Origin of the sequence: Parapusillimonas sp. JC17 (assembly GCF_052180245.1) — a bacterium.
In the GTDB taxonomy this organism is placed as follows: Bacteria; Pseudomonadota; Gammaproteobacteria; order Burkholderiales; family Burkholderiaceae_B; genus Parapusillimonas.
Genome location: NZ_CP197474.1, coordinates 4,485,603 through 4,510,378, shown reverse-complemented (window position 1 = coordinate 4,510,378; position 24,776 = coordinate 4,485,603). Strand labels below are relative to the sequence as shown.

Below are 24,776 nucleotides of genomic sequence, written 5' to 3'. Positions count from 1 at the left end.
AATGATCCAGTTCGAAGGGGTAAGCAAATGGTATAAGAAATACCAGGCGCTGAACAATATTTGCGGCGAAGTGCACGACGGCGAAGTCCTGGTCGTATGTGGTCCGTCCGGCTCGGGCAAGTCCACCATGATCCGCACCATCAATAGATTGGAAGAAATCCAGCGCGGCACCATAAAGGTGCAAGGCCAGAATATCACCGATGAAAAGCTCGATATCAATCGCTTGCGCGCCGGCATCGGTTTCGTGTTCCAGCAGTTCAATCTGTTCCCTCATTTGTCGGTGAAAGACAATATTGCGCTTTCTCCGATCAAGGTCGGAGGCATGGCTCGCAAAGATGCCTATGAGCTCGCCGAAGACTTGCTGTGCAAAGTCGGTCTGCAAGAGAAGCTGGATGCCATGCCGGCGAATCTCTCGGGCGGCCAGCAACAGCGAGTCGCCATTGCCCGCGCACTTGCACAAAAGCCGCCATTGATTCTTTTTGACGAGCCGACAAGTGCGCTGGACCCGGAAATGGTGGGCGAGGTGCTGAGCGTCATGAAGACCTTGGCTGCTGAGGGGATGACGATGGTCTGCGTGACGCACGAGATGAACTTCGCCCGCGAGGTGGCTGACAGGGTTTGGTTCATGGACCGTGGCGAAATCCTGGAAGATGCGCCTCCGGAAGAATTCTTCGTCCGCCCGCAGCACGAGCGCGCGAAGAAGTTCCTGTCTGAAATCGTTCATTGACCCGGGGGGACGGCATGCAGGCAGAAGCGATGGTGCAATATCGTGAGCACGGTAGCCTGGCGGACATACTGGTGTTGCTGGAGCAATTGATCGCCTTCCCGACGGTAAGCCGCGACTCCAATCTGGAACTGGTGGCCTGGCTGCAAGATCATTTGCGTTCTTACGGAATCGATTCACGCTTGAGCTACGACGCCGCCGGCACGAAAGCCAATGTCTTCGCAACGATCGGCCCAGCGGTCCCGGGCGGCGTCATGCTGTCGGGGCATACCGATGTCGTGCCGGTCGATGGCCAGGACTGGGACGGCTCGCCGTTCAAGCTGCGCATCTCTGACGGCAAGGCATATGGCCGCGGCACATGCGATATGAAAGGATTCATTGCGGTCGTACTGGCCAATATCGGCCGGCTATGCGGCGCCCCTTTGCGCCGGCCGGTGCATCTGGCCTTCACTTACGATGAAGAGGTCGGCTGCAAAGGAGTACGTACGCTGCTTGCGGATCTGGAAAGGTCGGGCGTCAAGCCCAATGCGTGTGTCGTGGGCGAGCCGACCAGCATGCGAGTCGTGACGGCGCACAAGGGAAGCCGAAATTATCGGTGCTGTGTCCGAGGGGAGGAAGCGCATGCATCGCGCATCCAAGAGGGCGTCAATGCCATACAGCACGCTGCGAGAATCATCAGCCGCATCGAAGATGTCGCTGATCGGCTGCAGGGGGCGGCACGCCCGGACAGCGCGTTCGATACTCCGTACGACACCCTGCAGACCAGCCTCGTACATGGCGGCCTCGCCAGGAATATCGTGCCGCGCGATTGCGAATTCACCTTTGGCTACCGCTATCTGCCGGACACCGATCCAGATGGGATATTCGCGCAGGTTCACGACTATGCCATGCAAGACGTGCTGCCCAGGATGAGGCGGCGCGCGCCGGGGGCGGATATTCAATTCGATAAGCAGAGCGACAACCCGGCGCTCGAAAGCGGGCCCAACGAAGAGCTCGCCGACTATGTGCTGCGACTGACGCGGCAGAAGTCGGTCGGGCAAGCAGTCAGCTACATGACGGAAGGCGGCTTGTACCAAAGGGCCGGCATCCCGGCGGTGATCTGCGGTCCGGGCAGCATTCAGCAGGCGCATAAGCCGAACGAATATGTCGAGCTTGAGCAGCTCGCGCTGTGCGATCAATTCATACGAAATCTATGTGAACAAGCGGCCGATTTCCGGCCAAAGGGAAAAGGAGAGCAGTAATGGATGGAGCGATTTTGCGCATTCTAGGTGGCGGGCTGTCGGCGGTGGCGGCGTGCCTTGTCTTGGCGGCCGCGCCGGCGGCGGTCGCGGCGGAGAATTACCCCGCCCGCGCTTTGACGATTATTTCTCCGTTCCCGCCCGGAGGAGGAAACGATGGCGTGGCGCGTCTATTGGCGCACGAGCTTGGCGGAATCACCGGGCAGAGCGTGGTGGTGGAAAACCGTTCCGGCGCGGGCGGCAATTTGGGCACATCACAGGTCGCACGCGCTAAGGCAGACGGCTATACGCTGGTGCTGTCGCAGAACAGCGTCATGGCGGTCAACCCGGCACTCTATTCCAACACCGGTTTCGACGCCATCAAGGACTTTCAACCCATTTCGCAGATTACGTCGGCGCCGCTCGCACTCGTCGTGTCGGCGGAGAGTCCCTATAAGACCCTGGACGCCTATTTGGAGGCGGCGCGCAAGAATCCCGGGGCGCTGACCTATGCAACGCCGGGCAACGGCACGCTGTCGCACTTGGCAGGCACACTGCTGGAGCAGAAAGCCAGGCTGGACCTCGTGCATGTGCCTTATCGCGGCGCGGGCCCGGCCATCAACGACCTGCAAGGTGGCACGGTCGATATGCTCATCACCTCGCCGCCGTCGGTTGAAGGGTTGGTCGCATCCGGAAAGCTGCGGGTGCTCGCCATGACCCATGAGAATCGGATCGGTGTGTTCAAAACCGCCCCAACGCTGGCCGAGCTTGGAATCGACGGTATATCCATCGAGGGCTGGTACGGCCTTTTTGTACCGGCGGGGACGCCGACGGAACGGGTCGCTTACCTTGCGAATGCCGTCCAGCAAGCCTTGAAGTCGCCCGGCCTCATGCAAAAAATCAACAATGACGGCGCGCAGCCTGTGGGCAGCTCGCCCGAGCAATTGACGGCGAAGCTGGGACAGGAAAGCGTGTACTGGGCCGATGTGGTGGCGAGCGCAAAGCTGAAGATCAATTGATTGGTTCGGAGGCCTGCGCTGTAGTTCAAACCACAGCGCAGGCCTCATCAAATGCCAAGCGGGTTGAAGCCGGATTTGGACAGTGTGGAATCACGCATGGATTCCACCTCTGCGACTACGTAATAATCGGCCCGGCAGTGCTCCAGTGGCTTGCCCATGTTCGAAAATGGGCTCGCCATTGACCAGTGTAGCCACATAGCCGTCCGCGCGTTGCACCAGCCTGCGTCCGCCCGCTGGCAAGTCGAACACCATCTCAGGACCATGCAGCCTGAGCGCATTGGGATCGATCACATTGATGTCTGCCTTGAGGCCCGGCTTCAGTATCCCACGATCATGTAAGCCATAGACTCGTGCGGTATCGGACGTCTGTCGTTTTATCACCCGCTCCAGCGGTAGCTTATGGCCGCGTTCGCGGTCGCGCGTCCAATAGCTGATCATGAAAGTAGGCAGGCTGATGTCACAAATGTAGCCGCAATGGGCGCCGCCGTCTGACAGGCTGTTCACGGTACTGTCATGTTGCAGCATTTCGTGCACATGGTCCAAATGCCCATAGGAATAATTGAAGGAAGGGTAGTACAAAAAGGCTTTTCCGTCTTTCTCGAGCATCAAATCGTAGATGATGTCCAGCGGCTGGCGGCCAGTTCGCGCCGCCATTGCGGCTACGCTGTTGTCGGCGGTGGGCTCGTAGTCGGGTTCATCCCCAAGGGGGAAGATTTTATGGAAGCTGCTGAATAGTGTCGTTGCCCGAAGATCAAGCAACCCAACTTGTTCGTTTAAGAGCTTGCTGCGTATGGCTGGATTACGCAGTTGGGCAATCATCTGCTCGAATGGTAAGGCTTGCAGCTGCTTGAATGTTGGGTGGGCAATGAAGGGATGCAGGCTGCTTTGCCACGAGAACAGGATACCAAGAGGCCTGCCACTTATACCACCGAACAAGGGCACATTCTGCTTGCGGGCTTGCTCGAGCTGGTCCAAGAGTTCGCGCCAGATATCCGGCGCGCCATCCGTTTGCTGCAGGTTGAACAGGACAGGCAGGTCGTTATGCCGCGCCAAGGCCTTGAGCCAGGGCATTTCTTGCTCCATGGCGGGATGGTTGGCCGTCATCTGGAACACGCCGTGGCCGGCTTCGCCCAGCACAGTTCCCAGAGACATCAATTCTTCTTCAGTGGCAAAGGTGCCTGGCGGGTACTTACGCTCATCATACTTGTGTAGGAATGTCTTGGAGGTGGAAAAGCCCATCGCCCCCGCATCCAAGGCCTGTCGCAGCAAATTTCGCATCTCCTGCAAGTCCTTTGGAGCGGCTTCGTCATGATGGATAGCACGGTCGCCCATGACATACGCCCGCAGGGCTGAGTGCGGTAGTTGGGCGCCGATATCCAGCGCCATGGGGCGCCGATCCAACGCGTCGAGGTATTCGGGGAATGTTTCCCACTCCCATTCGATCCCTTCGGACAGCACGGTGCCGGGAATGTCTTCCACCCCTTCCATCACCTTGATCAGCCAGTCGCGCCGTTCCTCTTTCACAGGAGCGAAACCCACGCCGCAATTGCCCATGATTGCCGTGGTTACGCCGTGCCAAGTAGATGGGCTGAGGTAAGGGTCCCAGGTCGCCTGGCCGTCATAGTGGGTATGGATATCGATCCACCCCGGCGCCACGAGGCAACCTTCGGCGTCTATTTCCCGCCGCCCCGAGGGAACCGTACCTCCTACCTGAACAATTTTTCCTGAGCAGATGCCCACGTCGCCACAGAATCCGGGCTGCCCGCTCCCGTCCACTATCGTGCCGCCTCGAATTACCACGTCGTACATGTCGGTCGTCTCCTGATTTATCCAGTATTGATCCTCACAAATAAATTCTAGTTTTGCATTTGATTTGAATCAAATGCATAATTAACCTCATATCAATGATAAAAACTCATTATGCTAAGCCTACGCACCCTAAAGCATTTTTCGACGTTGGTAGAAGAGCGGCACTATTCCCGAGCGGCAGCACAATTGCACCTCACGCAGTCTGCACTAAGCCGTAGCATCCAGTCGCTGGAAGATGTGCTGGGTTTGAAATTGCTGGATCGCAGCGCTACGGGCGTCCGTTTGACCAATCCTGGCCGCAGCGTCTTGGCGCATGCCCGTCGAGTGCTGGCTGAGGCGGCGGCACTGCAGCGTGAGAGCGAGTTGATACGCGGTCTGGGCAGTGGTGATGTCGCCATGGGCGCGGGAATCTTTCCCGCGGCCGGATTCCTGTCACCTCTCCTGACTCAGTTGGCGCGGGATTATCCCGGCATCAGCATGCGTGTCGAGATCGAGAGCTGGACGACCTTGGTCGAGATGCTGGCGCAGGACAAGTTGGATTTTGTCGTCGCCGTAACCCATAGCCTGCCGCCCTCGGCCGAGTTCACGGTGCGTCCGCTTCCGCCACAGCATGCCGGCCTGTTCGTCCGCGCAGGCCATCCCCTGCTGGCCATTCGAGGCAAGGGCGCTTTGCGCGCCGCTTTGATGAATTACCGATTGGCTGCTGCGCCCTTGCCACCAAGGGCCCGAGCTCAATTGGCGGCGTTGTACCGGTTACCCAATATCGAAGACGTTCCTATCGCCCTGGAGTGTAATAGCGTGGCTGCGCTGCGCGCCGTAGCGCTGGGCAGCGACGTGATATTTTTCAGTATGCGGGAATCCATCAGCTGTGAATTGAGCGAAGGCAGCCTTGTCCAGCTTCCAATCCCATATTCTGATGAGACGGAACTAACGTGCAGCATCATCCATCATTCTCGACGCACGCTGTCGCCTGCCAGTCTGCAAGTGATCAGCATGGTGGAGGAATTGATGCGAGGCGGCACAATCAGTCCTTGAGCCTCCTGGGTTGTACCGGAGGCCTTGAGCGTTCGGATTTTTGTGCTTCAGCGATCGAGCTTCAAATCAAGCGCCTTGATAATCTGGCCCCAGTGTTCGTAATCCCGGCGTACGATTCCTGCAAACTCCTTTGGACCCGTCCCACTAACCTGGACACCCTGAGACTCAAAGCTTTCCGTGACTTCCGGTTCGCGCAAGGCACGTCGGAATACGCCGGCAATCTGCTCAGCCAGCTCCTCGGGCACGCCGCCTGGAGCGAAAATGGCCTGCCATCCCACAACATCGAGCCCTTGAATGCCTTGCTCGGAAAGCGTCGGCAGATCTGGTAGCACTTTCAAGCGTTCGTCTGTCGCTGTGCCAAAAAGCCTGAGCTTCCCTGCGCGGGCTTGGTTGACCGCAGTGGCCGTGTCGACGAACGCAAAATGGATGTCTCCTGAAAGCAGGCCCACCAATGCATCGGCTGAGCCTTTGTAAGGAATATGAACCGCGTCTATGCCGGTGTTGCGCATGAGTATTTCAGAGTTCAGGTGTGCGGTGGACCCTACATTGTAGGAGCCATAATTGAGCTTGCCGGGGTGCTGCCGTGCATATTCGATGAGCTCTTGCGTTGAGCCGAAGGGGGCGGTGTTATTCACGGCCAGAATCGTCGCGGAGTCGACCACTTTCAAGATAGGTGTGAAGTCCTTGAATGCATCATAGGATAGGCTCTTGAAGAGATGCGGATTCTGGGCATGGGTGAGCACATAGGTATATAGCAGCGTATAGCCATCGGGTTTTGCTCTTGCCACGGCATCGGCGCCAATGGTGGTGCTGGCGCCGGGTTTGTTCTCAACAATGACAGGAACGCCTGTCTGCCTGTTGACCTGTTGTGCCAGTCTGCGCACTAGGCCGTCGGCGCCGGACCCCGCACTGAAGGGGGCCACGATGGTCACCGGCTTGCCGGACGCTGGCCATTCCGTAGAACTGGCAAAGGCTGATGTTGCAAAAGGCAAGGTGCCAATAACGAGAGTGCAGGCGAACGAACGGCAGATACCTGGGATCGAATTATTCATATGTTGTCTCCAATTTGCTCATCGAATACGGAAGAGTCGATGGAAATAATCAAACGGCGTGCAAGCACGCCGGATAACCTCTTCGGGCTTGTGGGCATTCTATTCATCCAGGAAGTGCTTCGTCCAATGCATAAATATTGGAATAACAAGAAAAAAACTCATGATGCATCAGCGGTGGGGCGTGGCGGCTACGTAGCAGTACATACGATTCATCAGGAGCATTGGAGCAGCGAGAAGGCCGACGCATAAAACTGTGCTTTGTATTGATTACTTAGTCGGCCTTGAATAATCCCCGCAACCCGCATAAACACTGATGATTGGGGCAATTTCCGATACCCGGAACTCCCGGCTTGTTGTCCAATAGAGGTTGTTTTCTGGGAGTTTGATTGCGATGTTTGCCTGCCCTGCCACCGATGACTTTTTCCGTGCCCGTATCGACCAAATGATCGACCTGCGCCATCCGCTGGCAGTGCTGGCCTCGCGCATGCCGTGGCAGGAGATTGAGGCGGCGGTGGCGCACCGGTTCTTGCGCAAGGCGCACGACGGCGTGGCCATGCCGGACCTGGATTTGTTTGGCGAGAAGGTGCAGCGCCAGGTGTCGCGCAGCCATGCCGGGCGCCCACGCGTGCCTCTGCGGATCATGATTTCGCTGCTGTATCTGAAGCATGCCTTCAACGAATCAGACGAAGGCGTGGTGGCCCGTTGGGCCGATACGCCGCGCTGGCAGTTCTTTTCGGGGCAGAGCTACTACGAGGATCGCCCGCCCTGTGACGCCACCACGCTGGTGAAGTTTCGCAAACTGCTGGGCGAGGACGGTGTAGAAGAGTTGCTGGCCCAGACCATCAATGTGGCCGTCGAGCTCAAGCTCATCAAGCCGCAGGAGCTCAGTCGAGTCATCGTGGACAGCACGGTGCAGGAGAAGGCCATCGCCCACCCGACGGACAGCCGGCTGCTGGAGATCGCACGGATCAAGCTGGTGGGAGCAGCCAAGGATGCCGGCATTGCGCTCAAGCAGACCTTTGCCAAGGAAGGCGAGCAACTGAGCCGCCAGGCCGGGCGCTTCGCTCATGCACGCCAGTTCAAGCGGATGCGCCGGGCGATCAAACGTCAGCGAACCATCGTCGGGCGGCTGGCCCGCGAGATCGACCGCAAAGCCAGTGCGATGGGGCAGGCCGTGCGCGAAGCACTGGACGAGGTGTTGGGCAAGGCCCAGCGTATTGGGGCTCAGAGTGCCCAGCGCACGACTGTCGACGGCCAGCCCAAGCTGTACGCCTGGCACGCCCCGGAGGTCAGCTGTATCAGCAAGGGCAAGGCGCGCCGGCCTTACGAGTTTGGCGTGAAGGTGGGCATTGCCAGCACCTTCAAAGGCAACCTGATTGTGGGGGCTCGGGCGTTTCATCGTAATCCGTATGATGGCCACACGCTGAGTTCCCAACTGGAGCAGGCCACCATTCTCATGCAGGACTGTGCCGCCGCGCCTGAAACGGTCTTTGTTGATCTGGGCTACCGGGGCGTCGATGCCGAGAATCCCGGCGTACGCGTGGTGCACCGGGGCAAGCCCAAGCGCTTGACGGCACAGGAAAGACGGCAGCTCAAGCGACGCCAGGCCATCGAGCCGATCATCGGACACCTGAAAGCGGATCACCGGATGGACCGCTGTCACTTGAAGGGCGAATACGGCGACCGGCTGCACGCGGTGCTGTGCGCGGCGGGCTACAACATCAAGTGGCTGCTGCGCATGATCGCCAAGAAGGGCGTGCCCTTCCTGAGGGCGCTTTTTTTGCGCCTCGTGAAAGGCACGATGCCACGCTGGTTCTGGCTGGCCTTGGCTGCGAGCCGGCCTGGTGACCGCTTGAATGACAGTCTCGGCGTTCGGAAGCTGTGGCTCTTGGCGGCATGAAACGCCCGAATGACCGTTGAAATGAATATTTCAGGACCGACTACTTAGTGCACCCAATATCTGATATCTGATCGATGTAGGCAGGTCCTCCGGCGGTAAACGGAGCGCCAGAAAGAACGAAGAGCCATGGGGATTTATCTCGCTACGAACCCGGTTTGACTTGCATCGGGCTACACCAGGGCCGGCTTGGCGACCATAAGATAAAAGATCGCGACGAAGGCGAAAAAGGCCGGAAAGCCCAATGCCACCCACATCTTGAAGCAACGCCAGTACCGGGCGGGCAACTCTGTGCGATCGCGCGCAGCCTGTTGCGCCAAGTCTCTTAGCCTGATCTGCAGCGCGACCACCGGCAGCCAGCAGGCAATGGCGATTACATAAAGCACGATAGACCAGAGCAGCCATGGCGTGCTCAGCGGAAAGCCGGCCAAGTGAATGAGCCAAAAGCCGGTCAGAGGCTGGGCGATGGCTGTAGTCGCGGTAAACAGCCAGTCGGCGATGACGACGATGCGCGATACGACGGCGATGGCCTGGACGTTACGTGTCAGAGTGCTGAGCAACAGATAGAACGCGCTGCCGATGCCGGTTCCGAACAACAGGGTCGAGGCCAGCACATGGAGCCATTTGACCGTCAACTATTCCATGCGCGATCCTCCAGTTCGTAGAGTATCCAAAGTCCCGCGAGGAATGGCAGGTTCTTCAATATCGGGCCGTAAGGATGGAGCCAGAATTCGGGTATCTTGACGGTGATGACGACGGTGTACAAAAGTACCAGCGCGGCCTGGGCAGCCCATAGCCAGCGCGTGCGGCGCGGATACAGCGCCAGCGCGCCCAGGACGATGTCCAGGGCCGCCGCTCCATAAAGAAAGATCGGCATGAGCCAAGCCGGCGTGCCCGTCCGCGCCAGGTGCGCATAGCTGGACTCCACCGGATAAACTCCCAGGGAGACGATGCCCGTCGCAATCCACACTGTCGCGATGCTCAAGCGCAAGACGGGCAAAAGCCAGCGCATGCGCGATTGAACGCCCATGGCGTCGGCATAGGCTTCTGGAATGAACTCAGGCACGCTCCTTGGCGCGCGGCCTAGTAGGTGCCGAATCGGCGCCGAGCTGGCCGTGTTGCCGCGTTCCAGCATGCTCAAGGCGTCCGGATCGAGGAAGCCGCCGGGCAGGCGGCGCCCAAAGCGGGCGGCTACCGCCATCAATGGTGTGGGGATAGGCAGGAAGTGTGGCCGGCCCTGCACGCCCATGGCTGTGCGCAACTGGCTGTAGAAGTCGCGCAGGGCCAGGGGATGAGGCCCGACCATGGCGATCCGCCGCGATCCGTCGCCTTGCGACTCCACGAGCGAGCACAGAGCAACAACCAAGTCATCTACGTGCACCGGCTGGATCTGTTGGCGGCCGTGGCCGGGCAATGGGATCAGCGGCATGCTGGCCATCATTTCGAAAAAGCCGGCGCTTGCGCCGCCTGCGCCATAGACGAGTGATGGCTGCACGATAGTGGCTCGTACGGGAAGGGAAAGCAGGCAGTCATCCGCCGCCTTTTTGCTGAGGTGATAAGGGGTTTGCGCTTTATCGTCGGCGCCAAGAGCCGAAATCTGGATGATGTGTGAGACTTTGCCGGCCGAGGCCGCCGCTTTGAACAGGGCGCATGGCGCTGCCCGATGCAGGGTGTCGAATGCCTGGCCTGCCGATTGCTGAAAAATGCCCACGGCATTGACGACGACGTCGACATGTTCGACCGCGGCTTTCCAGTCGTCGACGTTCTTGGCCGTGTTGAAATCAAGAAGCATCGCAGTGGCGCCGGGTGGAAGTGCCGGGCTTGCTTTTCGCATCGGGCACAACACTTCATGATCGCGTTCTACAAGAGCCCGCATAAGCCGACTGCCGATGAACCCGGAGGCGCCAGTAAGCAGTATCCTCATGAGCACCCCGCTAGAAGCTGAATCCTGGCTTGCTCTGTTGTTTATACTACTATTTCAAGCTGCTCGGACCTGTCAGGAGATGATGGATGAAATCATTGGTAAGGGTTTTGAAGCAAGCCGTACGGTCGGGTAGTTCGGCAAGCCTGGCATCCGGCCTCGCCTTGTTGGCGGGGGGAGCCAGCGACTGCAGAAGCGCCATGGCGCCCGTTAATGCCGTAAGCCATTGGATATGGGACGAAAAGGCCCTGCGCCAGCATCGCGGATCACTGCGTTACAGCGCATCGGGCTATGCGATTCATCATCTGGCTTCCATATTCTGGGCCTTGTTTTACGAAAGCTTGGCGCACCGGCGTAACGCCAACCCGACAAAAACCGAGGCCTTGGCAAGCGGGGCGGCCATAGCGGCCGTTGCGTGCTTCGTGGATTTGCGGTGCACGCCGAAGCGGCTGACGCCTGGCTTTGAGCGGCGCCTCAGCACCAAATCGCTCGTGATGGTCTATGCGGCGTTCGGTATCGGCTTGGCATTGCATGGCCTTTTCCGTAACCGGTGATCTGCCTAGCGGGCTTAATTGACGCCGATCCCTGCAGCCTTTATCAACATACCCCAGCGCTTGTCGTCGGCCTCGACCAGCTTGTTGGCTGCGTCAGGACCTTCGAAATTGGCAACGCCGCCGGACTCGACGATTTTTGCCTGAATCTTTTCGTCAGCCAGAGTCGCTTTTATCGCCTCCGACAATCTTTGCACCACGGCTGCGGGGGTGCCGGCGGGCGCGGCAAGGACAGTCCACGAGGTTGTCTCGAGCTCGGGGAACTTCAGCTCGACCACCGTGGGTACGTCCGGCAGATTGCCGACCCGGGTCCCCGACGTGACGGCAAGCGCATGCAGGTTGCCTGCCTTGATATGGCCGACCGAATTGGTAGCCTGGTCGAACATGACGTCGATATGGCCGGCGACGACATCGGTCAGCGCCGGCCCGTTGCCCTTATAGGGTACATGCAGCAGCTTTACCTGGGTCTCGTGCATGAATAGCTCGCCCACCAGATGGGTGGAGGTGCCTGCGCCGGCCGACCCGAAGCTTATCTCGCCAGGACGCGCCTTGGCTTCGTCTATCAGCTTTTGCAAGGATGTGATGGGCAGCTTGGCGTTGGCCACGATGACGTGGGGCGTGTCGTAAAGGCGGGCAACGGCGGTGAAGTCCTTCAGGGGATTGAAGGGCATGTTCTTGTAGAGATGGCGATTGACCGTCATCAGCCCCATGCTGCCGAACAGCAGCATATGTCCATCCGGCCTGGCGCGGGCCACGTATTCGGCGCCTATGTTTCCGCTCGCGCCCGTTTTGTTTTCCACGATGACCGGGTTGCCCAGCTGTTTGCTGAGGCCATCCGCGAGAATGCGGGCCACGGTGTCGCTGCCTCCGCCGGCGGAAAACGGCACCACGATGCTGATGACGCGGTTGGGAAAGCCGGCGTCGCTCGCATGAGCGATGGATGCCGTCATCGTCAGAGCCACGATTGCGGCGCCACGCCGAACGGCGCGGATAAAAGGTTGGTTCATGAGTGGTCTCCTCGTTGGGGTATTGGTATGCGGCGCGAAATAGAGTGACAGGTCAAGCTTTGCCAGCCTGTGATGCTTCAAGCCAGGACAGCAGCAGAGCAGGATTCACTGCAATGCCGTCGTCTTCGGAGCGTTTCCGGTTGGCGTAACGGCGATCCCCGGGCAGCCGGGATTGGCCGCTTTCCCGTAGCGTGCGGGCCAATGCCTCGATACGTTGCGTGAATGCGCTTTCGCCGGATGAGCGAGGATCGATGCACAGCAAGAACTGGCCCGCCCGGGACGTATGCGCGGTGGTATAGCCCGATTTATCGATTTCCCAAGAGAAATTGCCACCCGTCAGGGCGGCGGCCAGGACTTCCACCATCATGGCGATCGAAGAGCCTTTGTGGCCGCTGAATGGAAGCAGGGTGCCCCCGTCCAGAATTTCAGCCGGGTCCTCCGTGGGTTTTCCGAACTTGTCCAGGCCGGTGCCGGGCGGGACGGGCTGGCCGCTGTTGGCGGCCAGCTGCACGTCCCCCTTTGCCATGACGCTGGTTGCCTGGTCGAAGACGATGGGCGGCTTGCCGTCGCGGGGGCAGGCAAATGCCATGGGGTTGGTGCCATACACGGGCTTGGTGCCGCCGACGGGCGCCATGTGACTGGTGGAGTTCACCATCGTCAAGGCCACAAAGCCTCGTTCAGCGAAAGGCTCGACATCCAGCCATAATGCTCCGAAATGATGAGAGTTCTTCATCAGCATGATGGCGACACCGGACTCGCTTGCCTTGCGCATGACCGCAGGCATGGCCTGCGCCAAGGCGGGTTGGGCGAAGCCGCTTTTGGCATCGACGAGCACGGTGCCGCCCGCCGACTCATGGATATCGGGTTCGGCGCCGGGCGTGATCCAATCGGTCGTCAGGGTTGCCAGGTAAGCCGGAATACGGTGCAGGCCATGGCTGTGCGCGCCATCTCTTTCTGCGTAGACGCAAGTTCTTGCGAGAATCTGTGCCTGGCCGTCCGGGACGCCGGCGCGTATGAAGATCGTGGCGATCAGGCTTGATAGATCCTGCACGCTCAGTCGGCATGCTTCAGCGCTTGCGAAGCTGCGCAGGTACGCCTGGATATTCGTGATTTTTTGGCTCATGGGCATAACATCACTCCGTATTCAAAGTATGCCCAGCTCGGGATAAGGCTGATTGTTCTCGACACGTTCGTAGCCGAGGCGAGCGAGGTCCAGGGTCTCGAAGCGGCCCTTGAGGATGAGTTCGGCGATTGCGCGTCCGGCGGCCGGGGCATGCATCATTCCATGTCCCGAGAAGCCGGCGACGGTATACAGGTTGGGAAGCCTGGAGTTCCAGGCGCCGATGACCGCGTTGCCGTCCAGCTCGTTGACTTCATAAAGCCCCGACCAGGTGCGGTGGCACTTGGCCGCCTCGAAAGCCGGAAAGCGATGCGCCACGGCCGGCCAGACGACGTTTTCAAAGTAATCGTGGTCCACGTCGAAGTTGTATCCGCGCGTGGCGCTGCCGTCGACCAGGCCGCCCGAATAGCCCTGACCTTCAGAGCGGAAAGCAAGACGTGAAAGGTCCTTGACGTAAGGCAGGTGCCCGACCTTGGTGCCAGGCGTGAAGTAGTGTTCGAAGCGGCGCACGGGAGACACGGGGAGATCCATGCCGAACAGCTTGGCGACGTCACCGGACCAGGCGCCGGTTGCGTTGACGAATGCATCGGCTTGCACGGTTTCGCCGTTGTCCAGCTGTACGGATACCGCTTTTGCATGAGTCACCTCGGCGCTGACGACGCGTGCCGCGACATAGGTCGCGCCGAGGTCGGCCGCCTTGCGGCGAAAGCCCCACAGCAGGCCGTTCGGATCACACCATCCGTCGTGAGGGGTATGGGCGCCGGCGCCAAGGTCGTCTATATACATGGCGGGAAACCGGTCCTTCAGTTCGGAAGGAGAGAGCAAATCCACCGTTGCTCCTTGGGCACGCTGGAACTCGGCGTTTTTCTCGAGCTGTGAAGCATGTTCCGGCGGAACAATGAACAAGTAGCCTCCTTCGACCCAGTCTACGTGAGCCGGATGCTTGTCGGTGGACATCGTGCTCTCGAAATTCTTGATGAAGTCGATGCTGAAGAGCGACATCGCAATGTTCTCTTCGCCGGTGAACTGCACGCGGCACCCGCCGGACGACCGTAGTGCGGACGCATATTCATAAGTTGGGTCCGGCTCGATCACGCAAACGGACAACTGCGGGTCCTCCTTCAACAGGAAATAGGCGACCGCGGATCCGATTACGCCGCCGCCAATGACAGCGATGTCGAACTTTTTCTGAGGTTTTGTGTTCATGTCTCTCCAGCCAATAGTTGATGCGGAATGATCGTATCCGTTATTGGATCCATTTGTCAACGCACGAATTGGTGGCAGGGGGTGGGGGTCAGACCCCATGTGGGGTCTGACCCCGGGGTTCGTACGTTGATGCTGGGGTCAGACCCCGTACGGGGTCTGACCCCTTGACCCGCGCCGGACCCAATCTCACCCCTATTGGATCCCGTGTCGGATTCAATTTATCATCTCATCTTCCGAACCGTTTGCCATGAAGGGGATCAGCAATGAATGAAGAAGTGGGCCGCGCTTTGTCTGCGGACGCAATCACGTCGGAGTTGCGCACCATGATTCTGTCGGGCGCTTATCCCATCGGCGTGCAGTTGAAGCAAGAGGCGCTGGCCAAGCGGTTCGGCGTCAGCCGAATCCCCGTGCGTGAAGCATTGAAGCGCCTGCAGGTCGAAGGCTTGGTCGAGCACACGCCGCATCAGGGGTCGATCGTCGCCGGGCTGACCATACCGCAGCTTCTGGAGACGCTCGATATCCGGATTGGCCTGGAAACACGCGCACTGAAACTCGCGATACCCAATATGCAGGAATCCGATTTCCGCGCTGCCGAGGATATCCTGGCCAGGTACGACCAGAGCGATTCGCCCCGGGAATGGGCCGAGCTGAACCTTGAGTTCCATATGTGCTTGTACCGGCCCTGTGCGCTGCCAAGACTGCTGAAGATGATAGAAGAAATGGTGCGCGGCATTGCCATGCACCTGCGCGCGCTGCAAAGCTATCGGGTGGGCCGGAAATCTCCGCAATCGGAGCACCGTGAAATCCTGAAAGCCTGCATGGCGCAGGACGTCGACCTTGCGGTCAAGCTGCTGGAGCAGCACGTGGACCATACCAAGGAAGTGCTGAAAAGCGCTGCGTGAGGACGCAGGCGAGGTGGGGGGTCAGACCCCGTACGGGGTCTGACCCCAGGACAACCCCAGGACGGCTTAGCGCATGACGAACGGATTTCCGGACACCGCGCCGCTGTTGAGCCAGACGCTCTTGGTCTGAAGAAATTCCTTGATGGCGTCCATGCCGTTCTCGCGTCCGAGGCCCGAATCCTTATAGCCGCCAAAGGGCGCCATGAAACTGACGGCTCGATACGTATTGACCCACACCGTGCCGGCCCTGAGCTTTTCCGTCATGCGCAATGCCTGGGCCATGTCGCTGGTCCAAACTGCTGCCGCCAAGCCGAACCGGACGTCATTGGCGATCTGCACGGCGTCCGCCTCGTCCTTGAAGCGAATGATGGACAGCACTGGGCCAAACACTTCTTCCTGAGCGATCCGCATGCTGTTGTCGACGTCTCCGAAGATGGTGGGCTCGACAAACCAGCCGCCGCTGCCGCACTCCGGCCTGTCGGCGGGCTTGCCGCCCAGCAGCAGACGAGCGCCTTCTTGCTTCGCGATATCGATGTATTGCAGCACCTTTTGATACTGTGGGGGAGTAGTGACAGGGCCGACTTGGGTGTCGGGATCCATGGGGTCGCCCATTCGGGCGGTGGCTGCAAGCGCCAAGAGCTTTTCCACGAATTCGTCATAGATGCTGTCCTGCAGAAGCAGTCGCGATCCAGCGATGCATGTCTGTCCCGTGGCGGCGAAGATTCCGGATATGGCACCGAAGACGGCTTGCTCCAGATCGGCGCTTTCGAAGACGATGTTGGGCGATTTTCCGCCCAGCTCCAGAGAGCTGTGTTTCAAGTGACGCGCCGCTTGTTCATTGATCACGCGGCCGGTCTGGTCCGAGCCCGTGAAAGTGATTTTTTGTACCAGAGGATGCTCCACCAGCGCGGGCCCGACGTCCTTCCCATAGCCCGTGACCACGTTGAAGACGCCGGGCGGAAAGCCTGCCTCGTCGAAAAGGTCGGCGAGCTCGAGCGTGGAAGCGGAGGTGAACTCCGAGGGTTTGATCACGACAGTGCAGCCCGCTGCCAGTGCCGGAGCCACCTTCCAGCCCAGCAGCATCAATGGCGAGTTCCATGGCGTGATCGCTGCAACGACGCCTAGCGGTTCGTGGCGGGTAAAGCAAAAGTATCCTTTCTTGTCGAGCGGCAGTGTCGCGCCGTGAATCTTGTCCGCCAGGCCGCCGTAGTAATAGAACCATTGCGGAAGGTAGTTCAGCTGGCCCTGCATTTCCGCGATCAGCTTGCCATTGTCGCGTACCTCGGTTTCCGCGAGCTTGCGGGCGTCGCGGGCGATGAGGTCGCCCAGGCGGTGCAGCAGCAGCCCGCGCTGGGATGCGGTCATTTCATGCCAGGGACCAGAAATGAACGCATCGTGCGCAGCATTGACTGCAATATCGACATCGGCGGATGTGCCGCGTGGAATCTCGGCCCAGGCCTCGCCCGTAAAGGGATTCTGCGTCTGGAACCAGTCGCCTGACGCTGGATCGACCGATTTGCCTCCGATCTTCAATTGATAACGTTTCACTTGCATGTTCTCCGGGATGGTTCAGAAGGTTATTCTCTGGGGCCGACGAGTTTCGCAACTATTATGCTTCGCCTGACATGGTAGCAACTGAACGCACCGACATAGGCTTCGGTTAAGCCATTGAGCCGTCCACAGGCTATTTCGCTTCAATCATACATAGACAAAGGGGTCAGACCCCGTACGGGGTCTGACCCCAACTCGCACCAATCCTGTTATAACGGCAAATCAATCATATTGTCCGGCGCAGGACCTCGGCCACCAAACCATGTTGAAAAATGGAGCAAATGCCATCGTCACGGCCATATTCGCCATGGGCCTGGCAACGGCGGCATTCGCGCTCTGGAAGGCGCGCGAGCCTGCGTTCATCGATCCCTCGGACAGTGCGATGGCTGTGCGCGGAAAGAGGGTATACGACGCATATTGCGCCGCCTGCCACGCGGCCGACCTCAGCGGCCAGCCGAATTGGCGCGAACGGATGGATAACGGGCGTTTGCCGGCGCCGCCGCATGACGAAACCGGACACACCTGGCACCATCCCGATTCCGTACTGATCGACATCACCAAGAACGGCTTGGTGCCGGGACGCACGGCGCCGGCGGGCTATGAAAGCGACATGCCGGCCTATGGCGCCGTCTTGTCCGACGAGGACATCATCGCGGTCCTGACCTATATAAAAAGCACCTGGCCGCCGGAGGTCCTGGAAATGCAAAGAGAGGTCAACCGGCAGGATCCGGGGTAAGCCGCGGCCCGGCCGAGGCAGGCGCAATGCGCACCGGTATGGATTTGGCGGCGGGGACATGGCTTTCCCTGGCATGGTGCCACACCGGCAGCAAGACATTGCATTCCGGGTAGTATGCGGCACACGAGCCTCGTGGTATGTCGTAGGCGACTACCCGCAGGTCACCGATGCTGCGAGGATTGGCGAGATCGACAGCGGTGTGCAGCATGACGCGCTCACCTTCAGTGAGCCCATGTGCCCGGATGTCGTCGGCATTCATCAATACGACTTGCCGCGTGCCGGATATGCCGCGAAATCTATCCTCATACCCATAAATGGTGGTGTTGAACTGGTCGTTGCTGCGCAAGGTCATGAGCTGCAGCACCGTTTCCTCGTCCGATTCCTGCCGCAATCTTGCGGTAAGGTCCTGCGGTATCTTGAAGTTCGCCTTTCGGGAGTCTGTGTTCCATATACGTTCGCGCGGGGCGTTGGTAAGAGGAAAGCCGCCGGGATTCCAGATGCGTTCGTTATACCGGGAAAAACGTTGGGGGTAAGTCGCTTCGATGGCCTCCCTTATGAGCGCGTAATTGTCCATCCATGCCTGCCAAGGCACTTTTGCCAGGCCAAGACGCGGAATCGCCAGTGCAATGCCGGCAATGATCGCGGGCTCCGAACGCAGTTGAGTGCCGGCCGGGGTTTTGCGGCCGATGGAGCCATGGACGCAGGAAGTACTGTCTTCTATGGAAACGAATTGCACGCCGCCCGCCTGCCGGTCGATTTCACTGCGGCCCAAGCACGGCAGCACGTAGGCGCTTTTGCCGGGGAAGAGGTGGCTGCGATTCAGCGTGGTGCTGATATGGACAGTCAGGTCCAGACGGCTCCAGGCCGGTTCCAGCGAGGCCGTGTCGGGCGCGGCCCGGACGAAGTTGCCACCAAGCGCGACGAAGCCTTGCAGGTCGCCCTTCAATGCGCTTTCGCAGGTTCCTATCGTGTCCAGGCCTTTTTTACGGGGCGGTTCGAACGCATACAGTTTGGCAAGGCGATCCAGGGGCGCGAGCTCGGGCTTTTCCGTGATGCCCACGGTGCGCTGGCCCTGTACGTTGGAGTGTCCGCGAACGGGACAGATACCAGCGCCGGCCTTGCCCACATTACCTCGCATGAGAGCGAAGTTGACGAGCATTTGAACGTTGTCGACCCCGCCCAGGTGTTGAGTCAGGCCCATGCCGTATACCAGCAGCACGGCATCGGCGCGGGCATAGATCCGGGCGGCGTCTTCGAGCGCTTCCCTGTCGAGGCCGCTAAGCTGCTGTATGTCGTCCCAGCTCGTGGCCCGCAGGAACCCTGCAAAATCCTCGAATCCAGCGGTGTGCTCGCGAATGAAATCCCAGTCCAGGAGAGGAACCTGTCCTTGCGCGCGGGCACGCTCGTCAACATCCAGCAGCGACTTGCACATGCCCGCAAGCGCCGCGATGTCGCCGCCTGGGACCACTTGGTGATAGTGCGAACTGATCGGCGTACTCGGCGCGCCGAGCATTTGCGCGGGGCGCTGGGGATTCTTGAATTGCTCCAATCCTTTTTCACGCAGAGGATTGAATGTGACGATGGGAACGCCGCGCTCGCTGGCCTTTTGCAGCTCGTGAAGCATGCGCGGGCTGTTGCTGCCGACGTTCTGGCCAAAGAAGAAGATGGCTTCCGCCTGCTGGAAGTCCTCGAGCCGGACCGTGCCCACCCCCAGCCCCAGGCTTTCTTGCAAACCCACCGAGGTGGATTCATGGCACATGTTGGAACTGTCGGGAAGATTGTTGGTGCCATATACGCGGGCCATCAACTGATACATGTAGGAGGCTTCAAGAGACGCCCTTCCGGACGTATAGAAAACGACTTTATCCGGCGCCATCCGCTCGAGCTTGGCGCCGATCTCCGACAGTGCCGTTTCCCAGCTGATGGGCACATAGCGGTCCTGTCCGGCGTCCCAGGCCAACGGCTCGGTCAGGCGGCCCGCGCTTTCCAGATCATGATCGGACCAATTCCGCAATTCGGCCACGGTGTGCCGGTAGAAAAAGTCCGGACCGGCTCGTTTGCTCATGCCTTCCCACGCGGTGGCTTTGGCGCCGTTCTCACAGAACTCCAGGGCGTGAGGTTCCGCAGGCTTGGCCCAGGCACAACTGACGCATGCGAAGCCGGCAGGCTTGTTCTGGCGTGGCAGCACGCGTGCGGCGGCTTCGTAGGCACCTGTCCGGGAAATGATGCCTGCAACCGAACGGGCGGAACCCCATCCGCCGGCAGGACCCGCATACGGACTTGGGCGCTGGTTGTGAAGGCCCGCATGTGGACCGGCGCGTCTTGCTTTCTGATCTGGTCTTGTCATGGACTTATCCCCCTGAAAGGCGCGGTGCAGCAAGACTTATGCCGTGTTCAGCTAATTGTCAGCAAGAGGCCGCGGGCACGGAATTTGCTAAGCGTTGCGACACTGACGAACAACGATAGGAGCGCGCATGGTATGGGTGAAAGCTGTGCACGTCGTTGCCATACTGATATGGAGTGCCGCGCTGATCTATCTGCCCATGATCATGGCGACGCACAGCGCAAAGCTTTCCGAACCGGAATATTTGCGGGTCCATGCAATGTCCCGGACGATTTTTGTCGTATTGGCCTCGCCGGCTGCGATCATCGCGATTTTGTCGGGCACGGCGCTCGTGGCCCTGCGCGATGTGACTGAACCGTGGTTTGCCGTGAAACTGGCGATCGTGGCCTTGATGTCGGTCGTCCATGCGCGTTGCGGCATTATCCTGGCCAAGCAGACTCATGAAGCCGAGCGGGCGAATGCCGGAATCAGGGTGATGCGCATTTTGACGCCACTGGCTCTGATTCCCTGTGTGCTATGGCTGGTGCTGGCAAAGCCCAGAATCGACTACATCGATGCCGCGCTCACGCCTCCTTCACCCCTACCCGTTCTTCGAACACCAGCTTTCCCCCTAGCCAGCCCGCCGCCGACACCAGGAGCAAGCCCAGCGCCGACAGCAGAATACCCGCGGGGTATATGGTCGACACAGGGTCGGAAAGTCGCATGAACCAGTTGAAAAAGGCCACTGCCAACAGCATCACGGCCACGACGGAATGGCTCCATGCAGCGGCGCGACGGCGAATGGAGCCGATGATCAGAAGCTCGGCCGTGCCGACGATGCCCGCGACCAAGCCCATGGCTGCGCCGCCGCCCAGCAACCACAGCGAGACGCGAGCCCAGAACGAATCCAGCGTCAATAGAAAACCGATGTCGCTGGCGGTGGCCGTGATGAGGAAGGCGATGGGGAAGGGCACCAGCATGGGATGGATGGGATGGCTACCCAAGGCCACCGCACTGGGAGAGCCTCCAGGTGGTGATTCCTGCAAGTGCTGTCGAGAGAGATCTTCCATTGGTCCGGCCGCTTCTAGTCGTCAGGCCGGCACTCAGCAAGCACCATGCCGCGGTGCAGGAAAGGCCGCTGTTTTGCTTACGGGCGCGCTTGCAGGCTGTCGCGATGCGCCTTTGTCCGCGATCGACGCCGCAAGCGCCGGCGCTCGGCATGTGGCGGACGTATGGTACGCCATGGCTTGGGGCAGCGCCGGCATCTTGTTGCTGATGCTGGCGCTGACGGCCGTGGCGGTACGCAGGTCGAAAGACGGGGACGCGGGTGTTTCAGCCCGTCGAGGCCATTGGCTGCTGATCGCAGGCGGCGTGCTGTTTCCGGTCAGCGTCATGGCGGCCTTGCTGGTGTATGCCTATGCGAAGGCTCCGCCAAAGGATGAGGCGGCTTACCATGTGCAGGTGACGGCGCATCAATGGTGGTGGGAAGTCCGTTATCCGGACGCGCCTGGCGGCGTACGCTATTCTCTGAATGAACTGCATGTCCCGGCAGGTGTGGCAGTGGGCATCGAGCTGCGCTCCGCGGATGTGATCCACGGCTTCTGGGTGCCCAAGCTGGGCGGAAAGATGGATGCGATACCTGGGCGGACCAACCGCATTGTTTATGTCGCGCCGGAACCGGGCGTCTACCTGGGAACCTGCGCCGAATATTGCGGGACCGGACACGCAGTCATGCAGCTGCGTGTCATCGCGCATCCGCCAGACGCGCTGGAGGGACTCCTGTCGCGCCTGCCCACCACAGAAGGAGTGCGACCGTGAACGACGAGCGACCGCATCCTATAGCGCTGCATCATGCCCTGGAGCGCCAATGGGCCTCTCCAAAGGGCTGGCGCAGCCTTTCGGCCGTGAATCACGGCACGATGGGAATGCGCTTCATCATCGCCGCCTTGTGCTTCTTCCTGGTGGGCGGCGTGCTTGCGATGCTGATGCGTGCTCAGTTGGCCACCTCGGGCAGCGCGTTCCTCGACAGCGATCTGTATGCGCAGATTTTTACGATGCATGGCACGGTGATGATGTTCTTGTTCGCCATCCCGATGCTGGAGGGGTTTGCCTTTTATCTGCTGCCCAAGATGCTGGGTTCGCGGGACCTGGCTTATCCGCGGCTTGGCGCCTATGCGTGGTGGTGCTACCTTTTCGGGGGACTGATACTCATCGTCGCCATGCTTCTGGGCGTGGCGCCCGACAAGGGGTGGTTCATGTATACCCCCTTGTCGGGCAAGCAGTTCACCCCCGGCATCAACAGCGATATCTGGCTGATCGGCATCACGTTCGCGGAGATCTCCGCCTTGTGCGGGGCCGTGGAGCTCATCGCCACCATACTCAAGATACGCGCGCCGGGCATGAGTTTGCGGCAGCTTCCTATTTTTGCCTGGTACATGCTGGTGACCGCCGGAATGATACTGGTGGGGTTCCCGCCATTGATCCTCGGCAGCATATTGCTCGAGCTGGAGCGGGCTTTCGGTCTGCCTTTCTTTTCGGTTGCCCTGGGCGGAGACAATCTGTTGTGGCAACACCTGTTCTGGATGTTCGGACACCCCGAGGTCTACATCATCTTCCTACCTGCGGCGGGGCTGGTGTCGACCATGATCCCGACGTTTGCCCGGCACCCCTTGCTGGGTTATTCCTGGGTGGTCAATAGCGTCGTCGCAATGGGTTTCCTGAGCTTCGGCCTATGGGTTCACCACATGTTTTCAGTCGGGATCCCGCAGCTCAGCCTGGCGTTCTTTTCGGTGGCGAGCATGCTGGTGGCGATACCGACCGCGATCCAGTTCTTTGCCTGGATCGCCACATTGTGGGCCGGTCAGGTTGCTCTTCGGCTGCCGGTCCTATACCTGGGCGGCTTTCTGTTCATCTTCGTGATCGGCGGCCTGACGGGTGTCATGGTGGCGCTCGTGCCCTTCAACGTGCAGGTGCACGATACCCATTTCGTGGTGGCGCATCTGCATTATGTTCTGACGGGCGGCATGGTGTTTCCCCTGTTGGCGGCAAGCTATTACTGGCTGCCTCACTTTACCGGACGCATGCCTTCGGGCAGCCTTGGAACCGCCGGATTCTGGCTGATATTCGGCGGCTTCAACATCACGTTTCTCCCCATGCACTTGACAGGGCTATTGGGCATGCCGAGACGCATCGATGCCTACGCGGCCGACATGGGCTGGGATTTGCTGAATCTGACGTCCAGCATGGGCGGGTTCATACAGGCGATCGGGTTTGCCGTGCTCCTGCTCGATGTGGGGCTGCATGCCCGCAGGGGCACGCCCGCGCCGCGCAACCCCTGGACGGCGGGCACGCTCGAGTGGGCAATGCCTACACCGCCTGCTTCCTACAACTTTGCGACTCAGCCGGACGTCGAGCACCGGTATCCATTGTGGCGGAACTCGGCGCTAGGGGCCGAGCTTGCCGGCGGCAGGCATTGGCTGGGCGGATACCCGCCCGTCCACCGCCAGACCATGAGCGTGGATGCATTGACTGGAAATCCCCAAAGCGTGGTCAATTTACCCGGATCGAGCTGGCTTCCTCTTTATTGCGGCCTGGCAACCGGCGTCTTCTTCCTTGGCCTGCTGTTCAAAGCATATGCCGTGGCCTTGCTGTTCGCGGGCGTGGTCGCGTTGCTGTTCATGATCTGGGTCTGGATGGAGTCACCGCGCGGATCGCAGGAAGCGATCGAGGCGAAGCCGGGCGTGTGGCTGCCCGTGCATACGGACTGCCGGAGTTCTCCAGGGTGGTGGGGCATGGCATGTACGCTACTGGCGAACGGCACCTTTCTTGCGTCGCTGGTTTTCGGCATTGTGTTCCTCAGGCTCTACGCGCCGAATTGGCCGCCCGGGCAATGGCTGGGCATTCCACCTCTGCAAGCGGCGTGGATATTCCTGGCTTACGGTGGCATGGCACTGTGCGTCTGGCGCGGGAACCGGCCACGCGCCGGCGGCGGATGGCTGTACGGCTGTGCCGGCTCCACCGTGTTGGCGCTTGTTCCGGTGGCCGCCATAATCGGCAGGCTGGAGGATCCTGCCAGCCATGCCTACTGGGCTTGCATGATGGTGGCGCTTGCCTACATGGCGGTGCACTTGGCCCTGGTGCTCGTCATGGCCGCGTTCATTGCCCTCCGACGTATCCGCCATGGCCGTGCTGCACCCTTCAGCGAAGAAACGCGGATCTTCGGAATGTGGACGCTTTATTCGGCGGCTGGAGGAGCGGCCCTGATGGTATTGGTACTTTCCTTGAGAGGCGGCGCATGATCGGGAAGACGCACAGGCTCGCCACGCCCTCTGCGACGCGTCCGTCGCTTTCCCGGCTCTTTGCCGGTTTTGTCGTGTGGGCGCTGGCGTTCGTCGTCCTGTATGCCGGCCATGCCCTGGCCTGCCTTTATGTCAGCCCGGATACAAGCGGGGCCGACATCGCCAGGTGGACCTTGATCATGCTCTGGCTCGCGCATGTGCTTCTGTTGGCCCGCATGTCATGGCGCAGCTTGGCCGCCCTGGCGCCGGCCCATGCGGATGCCGACGAGGCCCGGGCGAATGCGCGATTCATGTGGCACGTTACTTTCATGCTCGATGTCTTCGCATGCGCCGCGACCATCGTCACCGGCCTGCCCCTGGCGTGGGTGAAGGTGTGCGGCGCCTGACTCTGCCGCCAGCTTTAGGAAT

At 60.1% G+C, this 24,776-nt stretch carries 22 protein-coding genes and 1 pseudogene; 13 read left to right on the top strand and 10 right to left on the bottom strand.

Going from position 1 to position 24,776, the window contains the following annotated elements; genetic code table 11:
• Position 1 precedes the first annotated feature (1 nt).
• The 3 genes from ACSBPU_RS21565 to ACSBPU_RS21555 are packed head-to-tail and all read left to right on the top strand — an operon-like array spanning position 2 to position 2,960.
• The gene (locus tag ACSBPU_RS21565) at positions 2-727 is read left to right on the top strand and encodes an ATP-binding cassette domain-containing protein (RefSeq protein WP_180068788.1); all 726 of its coding nucleotides are present in this window, start codon (positions 2-4) and stop codon (positions 725-727) included.
• Between the two features lie 29 nt (positions 728-756).
• On the top strand, positions 757-1,965 hold the full coding sequence (gene argE, locus ACSBPU_RS21560; RefSeq protein WP_442598473.1) for an acetylornithine deacetylase: 1,209 nt from the start codon (positions 757-759) through the stop codon (positions 1,963-1,965).
• A complete protein-coding gene (locus ACSBPU_RS21555; RefSeq protein ID WP_442594087.1) occupies positions 1,965-2,960 on the top strand; it encodes a Bug family tripartite tricarboxylate transporter substrate binding protein in 996 nt (331 codons plus the stop codon). Before argE ends, ACSBPU_RS21555 begins: the two co-directional genes overlap by 1 nt.
• A 90-nt stretch (positions 2,961-3,050) precedes the next feature.
• Here ACSBPU_RS21555 and ACSBPU_RS21550 read toward each other — a convergent pair whose 3' ends face one another.
• Positions 3,051-4,769: an N-acyl-D-amino-acid deacylase family protein gene (locus tag ACSBPU_RS21550; protein ID WP_442594084.1), complete on the bottom strand. Its 1,719-nt coding sequence runs from the start codon at positions 4,767-4,769 to the stop codon at positions 3,051-3,053.
• 111 nt (positions 4,770-4,880) lie between these two features.
• Between ACSBPU_RS21550 and ACSBPU_RS21545 the strand changes: the two genes are divergently transcribed.
• The gene (locus tag ACSBPU_RS21545) at positions 4,881-5,804 is read left to right on the top strand and encodes a LysR family transcriptional regulator (RefSeq protein WP_442594082.1); all 924 of its coding nucleotides are present in this window, start codon (positions 4,881-4,883) and stop codon (positions 5,802-5,804) included.
• Between the two features lie 47 nt (positions 5,805-5,851).
• Here the strand turns inward: ACSBPU_RS21545 and ACSBPU_RS21540 are convergent, their stop codons facing one another.
• Positions 5,852-6,856, bottom strand: coding sequence for a Bug family tripartite tricarboxylate transporter substrate binding protein (locus ACSBPU_RS21540; RefSeq protein WP_442594080.1), 1,005 nt, complete (start codon positions 6,854-6,856; stop codon positions 5,852-5,854).
• A gap of 39 nt (positions 6,857-6,895) precedes the next feature.
• On the opposite strand from ACSBPU_RS21540, the gene ACSBPU_RS21535 reads away from it, so the two are divergent.
• Together ACSBPU_RS21535 and ACSBPU_RS21530 are read left to right on the top strand one after the other, a co-directional pair.
• Positions 6,896-7,105, top strand: coding sequence for a hypothetical protein (locus ACSBPU_RS21535; RefSeq protein WP_442594078.1), 210 nt, complete (start codon positions 6,896-6,898; stop codon positions 7,103-7,105).
• A 142-nt stretch (positions 7,106-7,247) separates the two neighbouring features.
• Positions 7,248-8,756, top strand: coding sequence for an IS5 family transposase (locus tag ACSBPU_RS21530; protein WP_442593432.1), 1,509 nt, complete (start codon positions 7,248-7,250; stop codon positions 8,754-8,756).
• 170 nt (positions 8,757-8,926) lie between these two features.
• On the opposite strand, the gene ACSBPU_RS21525 is transcribed toward ACSBPU_RS21530, so the two are convergent.
• Together ACSBPU_RS21525 and ACSBPU_RS21520 are read right to left on the bottom strand one after the other, a co-directional pair.
• Positions 8,927-9,388 carry a DUF2269 family protein gene (locus ACSBPU_RS21525; protein WP_442594076.1) on the bottom strand — a complete coding sequence of 154 codons (462 nt, stop codon included), beginning with the start codon at positions 9,386-9,388 and terminating at the stop codon, positions 8,927-8,929.
• Positions 9,385-10,629, bottom strand: a complete 1,245-nt coding sequence (locus tag ACSBPU_RS21520) for an SDR family oxidoreductase (RefSeq protein ID WP_442594074.1) — start codon at positions 10,627-10,629, stop codon at positions 9,385-9,387. Before ACSBPU_RS21520 ends, ACSBPU_RS21525 begins: the two co-directional genes overlap by 4 nt.
• A gap of 134 nt (positions 10,630-10,763) precedes the next feature.
• Here ACSBPU_RS21520 and ACSBPU_RS21515 point away from each other — a divergent pair, with 134 nt between their 5' ends.
• Positions 10,764-11,228 (top strand): hypothetical protein, encoded by a 465-nt coding sequence (locus ACSBPU_RS21515; protein ID WP_442594072.1) that lies wholly within the window; start codon positions 10,764-10,766, stop codon positions 11,226-11,228.
• Between the two features lie 14 nt (positions 11,229-11,242).
• Here ACSBPU_RS21515 and ACSBPU_RS21510 read toward each other — a convergent pair whose 3' ends face one another.
• The 3 genes from ACSBPU_RS21510 to ACSBPU_RS21500 are packed head-to-tail and all read right to left on the bottom strand — an operon-like array spanning position 11,243 to position 14,558.
• Positions 11,243-12,232, bottom strand: coding sequence for a Bug family tripartite tricarboxylate transporter substrate binding protein (locus ACSBPU_RS21510; protein ID WP_442594070.1), 990 nt, complete (start codon positions 12,230-12,232; stop codon positions 11,243-11,245).
• A 52-nt stretch (positions 12,233-12,284) separates the two neighbouring features.
• On the bottom strand, positions 12,285-13,355 hold the full coding sequence (locus ACSBPU_RS21505; protein WP_442594068.1) for an Ldh family oxidoreductase: 1,071 nt from the start codon (positions 13,353-13,355) through the stop codon (positions 12,285-12,287).
• Between the two features lie 21 nt (positions 13,356-13,376).
• A complete protein-coding gene (locus tag ACSBPU_RS21500) occupies positions 13,377-14,558 on the bottom strand; it encodes an NAD(P)/FAD-dependent oxidoreductase (protein ID WP_442594066.1) in 1,182 nt (393 codons plus the stop codon).
• A 263-nt stretch (positions 14,559-14,821) separates the two neighbouring features.
• Between ACSBPU_RS21500 and ACSBPU_RS21495 the strand changes: the two genes are divergently transcribed.
• Positions 14,822-15,460: a GntR family transcriptional regulator gene (locus ACSBPU_RS21495; protein ID WP_442594064.1), complete on the top strand. Its 639-nt coding sequence runs from the start codon at positions 14,822-14,824 to the stop codon at positions 15,458-15,460.
• Positions 15,461-15,526: 66 nt separating this feature from the next.
• On the opposite strand, the gene ACSBPU_RS21490 is transcribed toward ACSBPU_RS21495, so the two are convergent.
• Entirely contained in the window at positions 15,527-17,014 is a 1,488-nt protein-coding gene (locus tag ACSBPU_RS21490; protein ID WP_442594062.1) for an aldehyde dehydrogenase, read from the bottom strand.
• A 259-nt stretch (positions 17,015-17,273) separates the two neighbouring features.
• On the opposite strand from ACSBPU_RS21490, the gene ACSBPU_RS21485 reads away from it, so the two are divergent.
• Entirely contained in the window at positions 17,274-17,747 is a 474-nt protein-coding gene (locus ACSBPU_RS21485; protein ID WP_442594060.1) for a c-type cytochrome, read from the top strand.
• Here ACSBPU_RS21485 and ACSBPU_RS21480 read toward each other — a convergent pair.
• On the bottom strand, positions 17,725-20,094 hold the full coding sequence (locus tag ACSBPU_RS21480) for an FdhF/YdeP family oxidoreductase (protein ID WP_442594058.1): 2,370 nt from the start codon (positions 20,092-20,094) through the stop codon (positions 17,725-17,727). The genes ACSBPU_RS21485 and ACSBPU_RS21480 overlap by 23 nt on opposite strands.
• Positions 20,095-20,221: 127 nt before the next feature.
• On the opposite strand from ACSBPU_RS21480, the pseudogene ACSBPU_RS21475 reads away from it, so the two are divergent.
• Positions 20,222-20,569, top strand: a pseudogene (locus ACSBPU_RS21475) (CopD family protein); the annotation flags it as partial.
• A gap of 85 nt (positions 20,570-20,654) precedes the next feature.
• Here ACSBPU_RS21475 and ACSBPU_RS21470 read toward each other — a convergent pair.
• Positions 20,655-21,140 carry a DUF2231 domain-containing protein gene (locus ACSBPU_RS21470; protein ID WP_180068809.1) on the bottom strand — a complete coding sequence of 162 codons (486 nt, stop codon included), beginning with the start codon at positions 21,138-21,140 and terminating at the stop codon, positions 20,655-20,657.
• 73 nt (positions 21,141-21,213) lie between these two features.
• On the opposite strand from ACSBPU_RS21470, the gene coxB reads away from it, so the two are divergent.
• From coxB to ACSBPU_RS21455, 3 genes are read left to right on the top strand one after another with little or no spacing between them, the layout of a single operon-like run.
• Positions 21,214-21,888 carry a cytochrome c oxidase subunit II gene (coxB, locus tag ACSBPU_RS21465; RefSeq protein WP_442594056.1) on the top strand — a complete coding sequence of 225 codons (675 nt, stop codon included), beginning with the start codon at positions 21,214-21,216 and terminating at the stop codon, positions 21,886-21,888.
• Positions 21,885-24,368, top strand: coding sequence for a cytochrome c oxidase subunit I (gene ctaD, locus ACSBPU_RS21460; protein ID WP_442594054.1), 2,484 nt, complete (start codon positions 21,885-21,887; stop codon positions 24,366-24,368). The genes coxB and ctaD overlap by 4 nt, the downstream gene beginning before the upstream one ends.
• Positions 24,365-24,754: a hypothetical protein gene (locus tag ACSBPU_RS21455; RefSeq protein WP_442594052.1), complete on the top strand. Its 390-nt coding sequence runs from the start codon at positions 24,365-24,367 to the stop codon at positions 24,752-24,754. Before ctaD ends, ACSBPU_RS21455 begins: the two co-directional genes overlap by 4 nt.
• Positions 24,755-24,776: the final 22 nt, after the last annotated feature.